Origin of the sequence: Pseudomonas sp. GL-R-26, from assembly GCF_019947365.1 — a bacterium.
In the GTDB taxonomy this organism is placed as follows: Bacteria; Pseudomonadota; Gammaproteobacteria; order Pseudomonadales; family Pseudomonadaceae; genus Aquipseudomonas.
Genome location: NZ_JAGYGI010000011.1, coordinates 86,476 through 99,269 on the forward strand (window position 1 = coordinate 86,476; position 12,794 = coordinate 99,269).

General features: G+C 61.9%; 8 protein-coding genes. 7 read left to right on the plus strand and 1 reads right to left on the minus strand.

Annotated elements, in window-relative coordinates; genetic code table 11:
- Positions 1 to 59 precede the first annotated feature (59 nt).
- The 4 genes from KGA96_RS13575 (at position 60) to KGA96_RS13590 (ending at position 5,247) form a co-directional block, all read left to right on the plus strand.
- Positions 60 to 1,088, plus strand: a complete 1,029-nt coding sequence (locus tag KGA96_RS13575) for a trans-3-hydroxy-L-proline dehydratase (RefSeq protein WP_008018645.1) — start codon at positions 60 to 62, stop codon at positions 1,086 to 1,088.
- A 126-nt stretch (positions 1,089 to 1,214) separates the two neighbouring features.
- Complete coding sequence (locus tag KGA96_RS13580) at positions 1,215 to 2,132, plus strand: dihydrodipicolinate synthase family protein (protein WP_046042025.1); 918 nt, start codon at positions 1,215 to 1,217, stop codon at positions 2,130 to 2,132.
- 73 nt (positions 2,133 to 2,205) lie between these two features.
- Positions 2,206 to 3,603, plus strand: coding sequence for a fosfomycin efflux MFS transporter AbaF (gene abaF, locus KGA96_RS13585; protein WP_223513198.1), 1,398 nt, complete (start codon positions 2,206 to 2,208; stop codon positions 3,601 to 3,603).
- A 63-nt stretch (positions 3,604 to 3,666) separates the two neighbouring features.
- Complete coding sequence (locus KGA96_RS13590; protein ID WP_223513201.1) at positions 3,667 to 5,247, plus strand: aldehyde dehydrogenase (NADP(+)); 1,581 nt, start codon at positions 3,667 to 3,669, stop codon at positions 5,245 to 5,247.
- A gap of 143 nt (positions 5,248 to 5,390) precedes the next feature.
- Here KGA96_RS13590 and KGA96_RS13595 read toward each other — a convergent pair whose 3' ends face one another.
- On the minus strand, positions 5,391 to 6,398 hold the full coding sequence (locus KGA96_RS13595) for an Ldh family oxidoreductase (protein ID WP_046042029.1): 1,008 nt from the start codon (positions 6,396 to 6,398) through the stop codon (positions 5,391 to 5,393).
- 376 nt (positions 6,399 to 6,774) lie between these two features.
- Between KGA96_RS13595 and mexE the strand changes: the two genes are divergently transcribed.
- From mexE to KGA96_RS13610, 3 genes are read left to right on the plus strand one after another with little or no spacing between them, the layout of a single operon-like run.
- Positions 6,775 to 8,028 carry a multidrug efflux RND transporter periplasmic adaptor subunit MexE gene (mexE, locus tag KGA96_RS13600; protein ID WP_046042030.1) on the plus strand — a complete coding sequence of 418 codons (1,254 nt, stop codon included), beginning with the start codon at positions 6,775 to 6,777 and terminating at the stop codon, positions 8,026 to 8,028.
- 12 nt (positions 8,029 to 8,040) lie between these two features.
- Positions 8,041 to 11,220, plus strand: coding sequence for an efflux RND transporter permease subunit (locus tag KGA96_RS13605; protein ID WP_046042031.1), 3,180 nt, complete (start codon positions 8,041 to 8,043; stop codon positions 11,218 to 11,220).
- Entirely contained in the window at positions 11,220 to 12,641 is a 1,422-nt protein-coding gene (locus KGA96_RS13610; protein ID WP_046042032.1) for an efflux transporter outer membrane subunit, read from the plus strand. The genes KGA96_RS13605 and KGA96_RS13610 overlap by 1 nt, the downstream gene beginning before the upstream one ends.
- Positions 12,642 to 12,794: the final 153 nt, after the last annotated feature.

The following is a 12,794-nucleotide window of genomic DNA, read 5'->3' on the forward strand; positions in this document are numbered from 1 at the left end:
CAGTGTAGGAGCGAGCCTGCTCGCGATGAGGCCCGCACGGACAAAACAAGGATCAAGTCATGCGTTCATCAAAAGTCATTCATGTAGTCAGCTGCCACGCCGAAGGCGAAGTCGGCGACGTGATCGTGGGCGGTGTCGCCCCGCCGCCCGGCGCCACCGTGTGGGAACAGTCGCGCTGGATCGCCCGGGACGAAACCCTGCGCAACTTCGTCCTCAACGAACCCCGCGGCGGCGTGTTCCGCCACGTCAACCTGCTGGTCCCGGCCAAGGACCCACGGGCGCAGATGGCCTGGATCATCATGGAACCGGCGGACACCCCACCGATGTCCGGCTCCAACTCGTTGTGCGTCGCCACCGTATTGCTCGACAGCGGCATCCTGCCCATGACCGAGCCGCAAACCCGCCTGGTGCTGGAAGCGCCCGGCGGCCTGATCGAAGCCGTGGCCGACTGCCGGGATGGCAAGGTGCAACGGGTGGAAGTGAAAAACGTGCCGTCCTTCGCTGATCGACTGGATGCGTGGATTGAAGTCGAAGGCATCGGCTCGCTGAAGGTTGACACCGCTTATGGTGGCGACAGTTTTGTGATTGCCGATGCCAAAGGCCTGGGTTTCTCCATCCGCCCGGATGAAGCGGCCGATCTGGTGGCGGTCGGGCTGAAAATCACTCGAGCGGCCAACGAACAACTGGGCTTCGTGCATCCGCTGAATCCCGAGTGGTCGCACATTTCCTTCTGCCAGATCGCCGCGCCCATCGTCCATGAGAACGGCATCGCCACCGGCGCCAATGCGGTGGTGATTCAACCGGGCAAGATAGACCGCTCCCCCACCGGCACTGGTTGCTCGGCGCGCATGGCGGTGTTGCAGGCCAAAGGCTTGATGCAGGTTGGCGAGCGCTTTGTCGGCCGTTCGATTATCGGCTCCGAGTTCCACTGCCGCATTGATTCGCTGACCGAAGTCGCCGGCCGCGCCGCGATTTACCCGTGCATTTCCGGCCGGGCGTGGATCACCGGCACCCATCAATTGCTGCTCGACCCAAGCGATCCGTGGCCACAAGGCTATCGCCTGTCCGACACTTGGCCCGGCGCCTGATCACGCAATCCCTGAACCCCCAGACCAACGGCCAGTAAAAACCCCTGAAAACCAAAAAAAACACTAGCCGAGCATGGTCATTTTAAATATCGTATACGAAATACAATTAACGAACCGGAGGCAACAATGAGCAAGCGCATTAACTGGAGTGGCGTCTTCCCCGCAGTGACCACTCAATTCAACGATGACTTCTCCATCAACCTGGAAAAAACCCATCAGGTGATTTCCAACGTGATCCGCGACGGCGTGTCCGGCCTGGTGGTCTGCGGCTCGGTAGGTGAAAACACCTCGCTGAGCGCCGAAGAAAAAATCGCCGTGACTGAAGTGGCCGTCGATGCCGCCCGTGGTCGCGTGCCGGTGATTTGCGGCGTGGCAGAGTTCACCAGCATACAAGCGGCCAAGGTCGCCAATGCCGTACGCCGGGTCGGCGTCGATGGCGTGATGCTGATGCCGGCGCTGGTCTACGGTTCCAAGCCGTTCGAGACCGCCGAGCATTACCGCTACGTGGCGAAAAACGCCGACGTGCCGCTGATGGTCTACAACAACCCGCCTATCTATAAGAACGACGTCACCCCGGACATCCTGATTTCCCTGGCCGACTGCGACAACGTGGTGTGCTTCAAGGACTCTTCCGGCGACACCCGCCGCTTCATCGACGTGCGCAACGAAGTCGGTGACCGTTTCGTGCTGTTCGCCGGCCTCGACGACGTGGTGCTGGAAAGCATCGCCGTGGGTGCCGAAGGTTGGGTCTCGGGCATGTCCAACGTGTTCCCGAAAGAGGGCGAAACCATCTTCCGCCTGGCCAAGGCCGGTCGTTTCGCCGAAGCCATGCCGATCTACGAATGGCTGATGCCGATCCTGCACCTCGATGCCCGTGCCGACCTGGTGCAGTGCATCAAGCTGTGTGAAGCCATCGCCGGTCGCGGCAGCGCTTTGACCCGTCCGCCACGCCTGGCCCTGCCGGAAGCCGACCGCGTATTCGTCGAGCAGATCATGGCCAAGGCGTTGGCGAGCCGCCCGGAACTGCCGGACGTCGGTCTCTGAGTGATTGCCGGGCGGGCCTTTACCGGCCCGGCCCGGCTGCCCGTTTTTTCGCGCCTTAACAAGGTACGTCAGCATGTCGAATCCTCAGCACACGCAAAGCGCAACCACACCCTCGGGACTCAAACGCGTAGTGGCCGCCGCCATGGCTGGCACCGTCGCTGAATGGTATGAATTCTTTCTCTACGGCACCGCCTCGGCGCTGGTCTTCGGTCAGCTGTTCTTCCGCCAGACCGACAGCCCCGTCGACGGCATCATCGCCGCCTTCGCCTTGTACGCGGTCGGCTTTCTCGCCCGGCCGTTGGGCGGTTTGGTATTCGGTCACTACGGTGACAAATTCGGCCGCAAACGCCTGCTGCAACTGAGCCTGGTAGTGGTCGGCATCACCACCTTCCTGATGGGTTGCCTGCCTGGCTTCGACCAGATCGGTTACGCAGCGCCGGTGCTACTGGTGCTGTTGCGGTTGATCCAGGGCTTCGCTTTCGGTGGCGAATGGGGCGGCGCGATTCTGCTGGTGTCCGAACACTGCCCGGACAATCGTCGGGGCTTCTGGGCCAGTTGGCCGCAAGCCGGGGTGCCGGCCGGCAACCTGGTGGCCACGGTCGCCCTGCTGCTGTTGTCGTCGAACCTGTCAGAGCAACAGTTCCTTGCCTGGGGCTGGCGCGTGGCGTTCTGGTTCTCGGCGGTAGTCGTGTTGATCGGTTACTGGATTCGCACCAGCGTCGATGACGCGCCGATCTTCAAGGAAGCCCAGGCCCGTCAGGTACAGACCAAACAGCAACAGCTCGGTGTAGTGGAAGTGCTGCGTCATCACTGGCGTTCGGTGCTGGTGGGAATCGGCGCACGCTTTGCCGAGAACATCCTCTACTACACCGTGGTGACGTTCTCGATTACCTATCTGAAACTGGTGGTGCACAAGGACACTTCGCAAATTCTGCTGCTGATGTTCGGCGCGCACCTGGTGCACTTTTTCCTGATCCCGCTGATGGGCTATCTGTCGGACATCGTCGGGCGCAAGCCGGTGTACCTGACCGGCGCGGTGCTCACAGCGTTCTGGGGTTTCATCGGTTTCCCGATGATGGACACCGGCAACAACTGGCTGATCATGGCCGCCATCACCCTGGGCCTGGCCATCGAGTCGATGACTTATGCGCCTTACTCGGCGCTGATGGCTGAACTGTTCCCGACCCACGTACGCTACACCGCTCTGTCCCTGTGCTACCAGGTGGCGCCGATCTTCGCCGGTTCCCTGGCACCGCTGATCGCCATCACCTTGCTCAACAAGTACCACAGCTCGACTCCGATCGCCTGGTATCTGGTGGGCGCCGCGCTGATTTCCGTGGTGGCTGTCGGCCTGACCCGCGAGACCCGTGGCAAGTCATTGCGCCTGGTGGATGCCGAGTCGGCGGCGCGGGTTGCTGCCGTAGACGCAGCCGTGCCAGCCACCCCGCGCCGGGGTGACTCTTTGGCTTGATGGCCCTGAAAGATCGCAGGCTGCGGTCTTTTGCCCTTACCCTTTCCAGACCGGAGATTTTCAATGCTCGAAATCCTTGGCCACAACTACATCGGCGGAGCGCGCAGCGCCGTCGGCGGCATCATCCTGAACAGCCATGACGCCAGCACCGGCGAAGCACTGCCCTACTCTTTCGTGCAAGCCACCGCGCACGAAGTCGACGCGGCCGCCCAGGCCGCTGCGGCCGCCTATCCAACCTTTCGTAATTTGCCGGCGATGCGCCGGGCGCAATTCCTTGAAGCCATCGCCGCGCAACTGGATGCCCTGGATGACGAGTTCGTTGCCCTGGTGACCCGTGAGACCGCCCTGCCCAGCGCCCGGATTCAGGGCGAGCGCGGGCGTACCAGCGGCCAGATGCGTCTGTTCGCTCAGGTCCTGCGCCGGGGCGATTTCTACGGCGCGCGCATCGACCGTGCCCTGCCGGAGCGTCAGCCGCTGCCACGGGTTGACCTGCGCCAGTACCGGATCGGCGTCGGCCCGGTGGCAGTGTTCGGCGCGAGCAATTTTCCGTTGGCCTTTTCGACTGCTGGCGGCGATACCGCAGCGGCCCTGGCCGCCGGTTGCCCGGTGGTGTTCAAGGCCCACAGCGGGCACATGGCAACCGCCGAATGCGTGGCCAATGCGATCCTGCGCGCCGCCGAGCAGACCGACATGCCCAAGGGTGTGTTCAACATGATCTACGGCGCGGGTGTCGGTGAAGCGCTGGTCAAGCACCCGGCGATTCAGGCCGTCGGTTTCACCGGCTCGCTCAAAGGTGGCCGTGCCCTTTGCGACATGGCCGCCGCACGGCAACAACCCATCCCGGTGTTCGCCGAGATGAGCAGCATCAATCCAGTGTTGGTATTGCCCGAAGCCTTGCGCGCGCGGGGCGAGAAAATCGCCGGTGAACTGGTGGCATCGGTGGTCCAGGGTTGCGGGCAGTTCTGCACCAATCCGGGGTTGGTCATTGGTATTCGCGCCCCTGAATGGACGGCGTTCTCTGCGCGACTAAGCAACCTGATGGCCGCACAACCGGCGCAAACCATGCTCAATGCTGGCACCCTCGACAGCTATGAAAAAGGGCTGCGGGCCTTGCTCGAGCATCCGGGCGTGACGCACCTGGCGGGCCACGACCAGATGGGCAATCAGGCGCGGCCGCAACTGTTCAAGGCCGACGTCAGCCTGCTGCTCAATGGGGATCCGCTGCTACAGGAAGAAGTGTTCGGGCCGACCACCATTATCGTTGATGTGGCGGACAAGGTTGAGCTGCGGCAGGCGTTGAACAGCTTGCACGGGCAACTGACTGCGACATTGATTGGCGAAGCATCGGATCTTCAGACCCATGCAGACCTGCTGGTACTGCTGGAACAAAAAGTCGGCCGGGTACTGTTCAACGGTTACCCCACCGGGGTCGAAGTCTGCGATGCCATGGTCCATGGCGGGCCTTACCCTGCAACCTCCGACGCCCGTGGCACGTCGGTTGGCAGCCTGGCCATCGAGCGATTCCTGCGTCCGGTGTGCTACCAGAACTGCCCGGACGCCTTGCTACCCGACGCCTTGAAAAATGCCAACCCGCTGGGGATTGCACGGCTGGTGGATGGCAGCAGCCAACGCGACTCAATCTAGAAAACCGCACAAAGAACTGTGGGAGCGAGCCTGTACGCGAAAGGGCCATCAGCTTCAGCCTCTTCGTTGACTGACACGCCGCCTTCTCGAGCAAGTCGGATCGCCGCACCGCCGCTCCCACAGGATTGAGCACGTTGATTCAATCAGGCGAGCAAGGCCTTGAGGTCGTTGTACAGCGCCTCGGGAATTTGCACGCCTTCCACCAGGCTGCGTACCCGCGCCGCGTAACGTCGTTGCGACGGTAAGCGTGCGCCCTGCCCTTCAATGCCCTGGAACAATGTTTCGGCCCGGGCCAAATGTTCTTCAGTGGCGTCCCCCAGAAAGCGCCGAGGGTCCAGGGCGATGATCAACTCGCCATGGTACGGCGACGACTTGCTGCCCCCGTCGTAAGCCAACGACTCGGCACTGGTCAGGTCACCAATCAGCGGCCCGGCAATCAACTCCACCATCGCCGCCAGCGCCGAACCCTTGTGCCCGCCGAACGTCAGCATCGCGCCGCTGTCGAGCACCACGTTGGCGTCGGTGCTCGGCTGGCCTTGGGCGTCGACGCCCCACCCTTCGGGAATCGCCTTGCCGGCACGCCGGTGCAGTTCGATATCACCACGGGCAATCGCGCTGGTGGCGAAGTCGAACACAAACGGATCTTGCCCCGCACGCGGCCAACCGAAGGCAATGGGATTGGTGCCGAACACCGGCAGTCGTCCTCCAGCCGGCGCCACCCAGGCGTGGCTCGGATTACACGCCAGTGCCACCAGACCGGCAGCCGTCAGCTGCTCGATCTCCACCCACAGCGCCGAGAAATGTACACAGCGGTTGATTGCCAACGCCGCAATGCCGTTGGCCCGGGTTTTCTGCGCCAGCAACGGCAACCCCGCCTGAAACGCCAACTGCGAAAACCCACCACCAGCATCCACCCGCACAATCGACGGCGCCTGGTCGATCACCTGTGGCTCGGCATCGGCTGACACCTTGCCGGTCCGCAGGGAATTCACACACCCCAGAATCCGGTACAAACCGTGGGAGGCACAGCCATCACGTTCGCCAGCAATCACCGTCGCCGCCACCGCTTGTGCATGGGCCAGATTAAAACCGTTGTGCAACAAGATCGATTCGGCCAACTCACGGGCTTCGATCAGGGTCAGTCGGATCATGGTCATCTCCTTGGACAGACCGGTCAGAGTGGTCTATCCGAGGCGTTATGGCTTGATGGGTTTGGGCATTGGCGGTGACGAAATTGGCATAGCGCAGGCCGTTGGACCCCGTTAATCCAATGGCTGATGAGATCCAGTGTGGGAGCGAGCCTGCTCGCGAAGGCCACACCTCTGTTTCAAGACTGATTGATGCTTTTGCGGCAACACAGAATTGCCATCGACCTGATTGATAGACCTCTGCGCAAGGCGCAGGCTAGAGAGCTGATTTGGCCTCTCATATCATTCCGAATGATAGTTACCTTCGCCCCATTCGATTCGTGAGATACAAACCCGCCGCGCATCATTCGCCAATCTCAATACATTGGCGGATGCATCCATGGAACAGTCACTCAAACATTTGCGCTTCCCGTTGGCTTTGTTGGCCGTAGTGGTGATCAGCGCCTGCGGCAAGGCCCCGGAAACCGCCGCCAGCATGCCTGCGGCCAAGGTCAGCGTGGCCAAGGTGCTTGAACAACCGGTCAACGAGTGGGACGAATTCACCGGCCGCCTCGAAGCGCCGGAAACCGTCGAAATTCGTCCACGGGTCTCCGGCCAGATCGATGAAGTGGCGTTCACTGAAGGCGCCCTGGTCAAGAAAGGCGACCTGCTGTTCCAGATCGACCCGCGTCCGTTCCAGGCTGAGGTCCGCCGCCTCGAAGCCCTGGTTGCACAATCGCGCGCCAATGCCACCCGCAGCGAAAACGAAGCCCAGCGCGGTGAGCGTCTGCGCACCAGTAATGCCATTTCCGCCGAGCTGGCCGATTCGCGCACCAGCGCCGCCCAAGAAGCCCGTGCCGCCGTCGGTGCCCTGCAAGCGCAACTGGACCTGGCCAAACTGAACCTGAGCTTCACCCGCGTGACTGCTCCAATCAGCGGCCGCGTCAGCCGTGCCGAAATCACCGCCGGCAACCTCGTAACTGCCGACACCACCCCACTGACCAGCGTGGTCTCCACCGACAAGGTGTACGCCTACTTCGACGCGGACGAGCGTGTATTCCTCAAGTACACCGAGCTCGCTCGCCAGGGCAAGCGAGGCGCCACGACCCCGGTCTACATGGGACTGTCCAATGAAGACGGCAACCCGCACCAGGGCGTGATGAACTTCGTCGACAACCAGGTCAACCCGAAGACCGGCACCATCCGTGGCCGCGCCGTGTTCGACAACAGCGATGGCAGCTACACCCCGGGCCTGTATGCACGCCTGAAACTGGTGGGCAGCGGCACCTACAGCGCCATGCTGATCAATGACGAAGCGGTCGGCACTGACCTCGGCAAGAAGTTCGTGCTGGTGATGGATGCCGACAACAAGACCGCCTACCGCGCGGTGGAGCTGGGTCCGAAGATCGAAGGTCTGCGCATCGTGCGCAACGGCCTGAGCAAGGACGACACCATCATCGTCAAGGGCCTGCAACGGGTACGCCCTGGTTCACCGGTCACCCCTGAAGTGATTCCGATGGCCAGCGAACAAACCCTCGCGGCACTCGCACAACAACGCCAAGCGCTGGAAGCCAGCAACCTGCCCCAAGTCGCGCCTGCCAAGGTTGCGCCGGGTACGGCTGTGAAACTGGCTGCCACGACCCCACGCGGTTAAGGGATTTTTACGATGAATTTTTCCCAATTCTTCATTTCGCGGCCGATCTTCGCAGCGGTGCTGTCGCTGCTGATCCTGATCGCCGGTGCGATCTCGCTGTTCCAGCTGCCGATCAGCGAATACCCGGAAGTGGTGCCGCCGACCGTGGTGGTCCGCGCCAACTTCCCGGGTGCCAATCCCAAGGTCATCGGTGAAACCGTGGCCGCGCCCCTGGAGCAGGCCATCACCGGCGTTGAGAACATGCTGTACATGTCCTCGCAATCCACCGCTGACGGCAAGATCACCCTGACCATCACCTTCGCTCTGGGTACTGACCTGGACAACGCGCAGGTGCAGGTGCAGAACCGCGTGACCCGCACCGAGCCGAAGCTTCCCGAGGAAGTGACGCGCATCGGTATCACCGTGGACAAGGCGTCACCCGACCTGACGATGGTGGTGCACTTGACCTCGCCGGACAAACGCTACGACATGCTGTACCTGTCCAACTACGCCCTGCTCAACATCAAGGATGAGCTGGCGCGCCTGGGCGGTGTCGGTGATGTGCAGTTGTTCGGCATGGGCGATTACTCCCTGCGTGTGTGGCTTGACCCGAACAAGACCGCTTCGCGCAACCTGACCGCCACCGATGTGGTCACGGCGATTCGTGAACAGAACCGCCAGGTAGCGGCCGGTGCCCTGGGTGCGCCTCCTGCACCGAATGCCACGGCATTCCAGTTGTCGGTCAACACTCAGGGCCGTCTGGTGTCCGAGGAAGAGTTCGAGAACATCATCATTCGCTCTGGCGACAACGGTGAAATCACTCGCCTCAAGGACATCGCCCGCGTCGAACTGGGCTCCAGCCAATACGCCCTGCGTTCGTTGCTGAACAACCAGCCGGCGGTGGCGATCCCGATCTTCCAGCGCCCTGGCTCCAACGCCATCGAGATCTCCAACGAAGTGCGGGCCAAAATGGCCGAGCTGAAGAAGAGCTTCCCCGAAGGCATGGATTTCAGCATCGTCTATGACCCGACGATCTTCGTGCGCGGTTCGATCGAGGCGGTGGTTCACACCCTCTTCGAAGCGCTGATCCTCGTGGTGCTGGTGGTGATCCTGTTCCTGCAAACCTGGCGCGCCTCGATCATTCCATTGGTCGCTGTGCCGGTATCGCTGATCGGTACCTTTGCCGTGATGCATCTGTTCGGTTTCTCGCTCAACGCCTTGTCGCTGTTCGGCCTGGTGCTGGCGATCGGTATCGTGGTGGACGATGCCATCGTGGTGGTGGAGAACGTCGAACGGAACATCGAACTTGGATTGACCCCGGTCGAAGCCACCAAGCGCGCCATGCGTGAAGTGACAGGTCCGATCATTGCCACGGCGCTGGTGCTGTGTGCGGTGTTTGTTCCGGCGGCGTTCATTTCCGGCCTGACCGGCCAGTTCTACAAGCAGTTCGCCCTGACCATCGCGATTTCCACGGTGATCTCGGCCTTCAACTCCCTGACCCTGTCGCCGGCCCTGGCCGCGGTATTGCTCAAGGGTCACGACGCGCCGAAAGACCGTTTCTCCAAGGTGCTGGACAAGATTTTCGGTGGCTGGTTGTTCCGTCCGTTCAACCGCTTCTTTGAAAAGGCCAGTCATGGTTACGTCGGCACCGTTGCCCGTGTGATCCGCTCAAGCGGCATCGCCCTGCTGCTGTACGCCGGCCTGATGGTCCTGACCTTCTTCGGCTTCTCCAGCACCCCGACCGGTTTCGTACCCGGCCAGGACAAGCAATACCTGGTGGCCTTCGCGCAACTGCCGGATGCCTCGAGCCTGGACCGTACCGAAGACGTGATCAAGCGCATGTCCGAGCTGGCGCTGAAACAGCCTGGCGTGGAAAGTGCCGTGGCCTTCCCTGGCCTGTCGATCAACGGCTTCACCAACAGCCCGAACGCCGGCATCGTGTTCGTGACTCTGAAACCGTTCGACGAACGTAAAGACCCGAGCATGTCCGCCGGTGCGATTGCCGGTGCCTTGAACGGCCAATACGCGAACATCCAGGAAGCCTACATGGCGATCTTCCCGCCGCCGCCGGTACAAGGCCTGGGCACCATCGGTGGTTTCCGTCTGCAGATCGAAGACCGGGGCAACCTGGGCTACGAAGAGCTGTACAAGGAAACCATGAACATCATCAACAAGAGCCACAGCGTTCCGGAGCTGGCTGGCTTGTTCACCAGCTACACGGTGAACGTGCCCCAGGTCGATGCCGCCATCGACCGCGAGAAAGCCAAAACCCACGGCGTGGCCGTCAGCGACATCTTCGACACCCTGCAGATCTACCTGGGTTCGCTGTATGCCAACGACTTCAACCGCTTCGGTCGCACCTATCAGGTCAACGTCCAGGCCGAACAACAGTTCCGCCTCGAATCCGACCAGATCGGCCAGCTGAAAGTGCGTAACAACAAGGGCGAGATGATCCCGCTGGCGACCTTCATCAAGGTCAGCGACACCTCGGGCCCGGATCGCGTGATGCACTACAACGGTTTCATCACCGCTGAAATCAACGGTGCGGCAGCCCCCGGCTACAGCTCCGGCCAGGCCGAAAAAGCCATCGAGAAACTGCTCAAGGAAGAACTGCCCAACGGCATGACCTACGAATGGACCGACCTGACCTACCAGCAGATCCTGTCCGGTAACACTGCGCTGTTCGTGTTCCCGCTCTGCGTACTGCTGGCGTTCCTGGTACTGGCGGCTCAATACGAAAGCTGGAGCCTGCCACTGGCGGTGATCCTGATCGTACCGATGACCCTGCTGTCGGCCATCACCGGGGTGATCGCTTCCGGTGGCGACAACAACATCTTTACCCAGATCGGCTTGATCGTATTGGTGGGGCTTGCCTGTAAGAACGCGATCCTGATCGTCGAGTTCGCCAAGGACAAACAGCTGGAAGGCCTCAACCCGCTGGCCGCGGTCCTGGAAGCTTGCCGCCTGCGTCTGCGGCCGATCCTGATGACTTCCTTCGCATTCATCATGGGTGTTGTGCCCCTGGTGTTCTCCAGCGGTGCCGGTGCTGAAATGCGTCATGCCATGGGTGTAGCGGTGTTCTCTGGGATGCTCGGGGTGACCTTCTTCGGTCTGTTGCTGACGCCGGTGTTCTACGTACTGATCCGTAACTTTGTCGAGCGCGGCCAGGCACGCAAAGCCGCCAAGGCCGCCCTGAAGCTGGAGTCGCATTGATGAGTTTGAAAGCCTTCCTGCCGAGCCTGCTGGTACTGGCCCTGAGTGCCTGTGCCGTGGGCCCGGACTACAAGACGCCAACCACCGAGGCGGCCCACATCACGGCCGCCACCGATGGCGCCGCCGGCCAGAAGAATTTTGACCGTTCGCGTTTCGAAGGCATCTGGTGGCAGCAGTTCGAAGACCCGACTCTCAACCAGCTGGTGACGAAATCCTTGCAAGGCAACCGTGATTTGCGCGTCGCCTTCGCCCGCTGGAAAGCGGCGCGGGCGATCCGCGACGACGTCAGCAACGACGCCATGCCGACCATCACCAGTCGCGTCAGCAGTGACCTGGGCAAAGGCCAGATTCCGGGCCAGACCACCGACCGGGTCAACAGCGAACGCTATGATCTGGGCCTGGACATGGCCTGGGAAATCGACTTGTTCGGTCGCATCCAGCGCAACCTGGAGTCGGCCAACGCCGAGCAACAGGCGTTCGAGGCCGACCTGTACCAACTGCAAGTCACCATGATTGCCGAGCTGGTGGATTCCTACGGTCAACTGCGCGGCGCGCAGTTGCGGGAGAAAATTGCCCTGGCCAACCTGGAGAACCAGCAGGAGTCGCGCAAGATCACTGTCAGCCTGCGTGATGCCGGCGTCGGAGACCAGCTCGATGTGGAGCGCGCCGATGCGCGACTGGCGTCGGTCGAAGCCAGCGTGCCGCAATTGCAGGCCGAGCAAGTCCGGCAGAAAAACCGTATCGCCACCCTGCTGGGTGAACGTCCGGACATGCTGAGCGTGGACCTGAGCCCGAAAGACCTGCCGGCGATCGCCAAGGCTTTGCCGATCGGTGATCCGGGTCAACTGCTGCAACGCCGTCCGGACATTCTCAGTGCCGAACGCAAACTGGCTTCGGCCACGGCGCGTATCGGCGTGGCCAAGGCGGATCTGTTCCCTCGGGTCAGCCTCAGCGGCTTCCTTGGCTTTACGGCCGGGCGCGGTTCGCAGATCGGCTCCTCGGCGGCCAACGCCTGGGCGCTGGGTCCGAGCATCACCTGGGCTGCGTTTGACCTGGGCAGCGTCAAGGCCCGTTTGCGCGGCGCCGACGCCGATGCCGAAGGCGCCCTGGCGACCTACGAGCAACAAGTGTTGCTGGCCCTGGAAGAATCGGAAAACGCTTTCAGTGACTACGGCAAACGCCAACAGCGCCTGATCTCGCTGATTCGCCAGAGCGAGTCCAGCCGCTCGGCTGCCGACCTGGCGGAGATCCGCTACCGCGAAGGCACCGCCGATTTCCTCGTGCTGCTCGACGCCCAGCGTGAACGCCTGGCGGCCGAAGACACCCAGGCCCAGGCTGAAGTCGACCTGTATCGCGGCATCGTCGCGATCTACAAGGCCCTCGGTGGCGGCTGGCAGCCGGAGACGGTGGCCAGCAGGTAATGCGGTTTTAAAGCGCTCCTTTGGTTGGCCGCAACCAACCAATTTCCTTGCCCTGCGTCTCATTCGGTCGCGGGGCTTTTTTTTGAATCCGCCACCAACCCATGTAGGAGCGAGCCTGCTCGCGATAGCGGTGTGTCAGTCGACATCATCTTC

What these genes read in the sequence shown, in the direction of transcription:
- KGA96_RS13575 (WP_008018645.1), top strand. Translation starts at nt 60, where the DNA reads ATGCGTTCATCAAAAGTCATTCATGTAGTCAGCTGCCACGCCGAAGGC.
- KGA96_RS13580 (WP_046042025.1), top strand. Translation starts at nt 1,215, where the DNA reads ATGAGCAAGCGCATTAACTGGAGTGGCGTCTTCCCCGCAGTGACCACT.
- abaF (WP_223513198.1), top strand. Translation starts at nt 2,206, where the DNA reads ATGTCGAATCCTCAGCACACGCAAAGCGCAACCACACCCTCGGGACTC.
- KGA96_RS13590 (WP_223513201.1), top strand. Translation starts at nt 3,667, where the DNA reads ATGCTCGAAATCCTTGGCCACAACTACATCGGCGGAGCGCGCAGCGCC.
- KGA96_RS13595 (WP_046042029.1), bottom strand. Translation starts at nt 6,398, where the DNA reads ATGATCCGACTGACCCTGATCGAAGCCCGTGAGTTGGCCGAATCGATC.
- mexE (WP_046042030.1), top strand. Translation starts at nt 6,775, where the DNA reads ATGGAACAGTCACTCAAACATTTGCGCTTCCCGTTGGCTTTGTTGGCC.
- KGA96_RS13605 (WP_046042031.1), top strand. Translation starts at nt 8,041, where the DNA reads ATGAATTTTTCCCAATTCTTCATTTCGCGGCCGATCTTCGCAGCGGTG.
- KGA96_RS13610 (WP_046042032.1), top strand. Translation starts at nt 11,220, where the DNA reads ATGAGTTTGAAAGCCTTCCTGCCGAGCCTGCTGGTACTGGCCCTGAGT.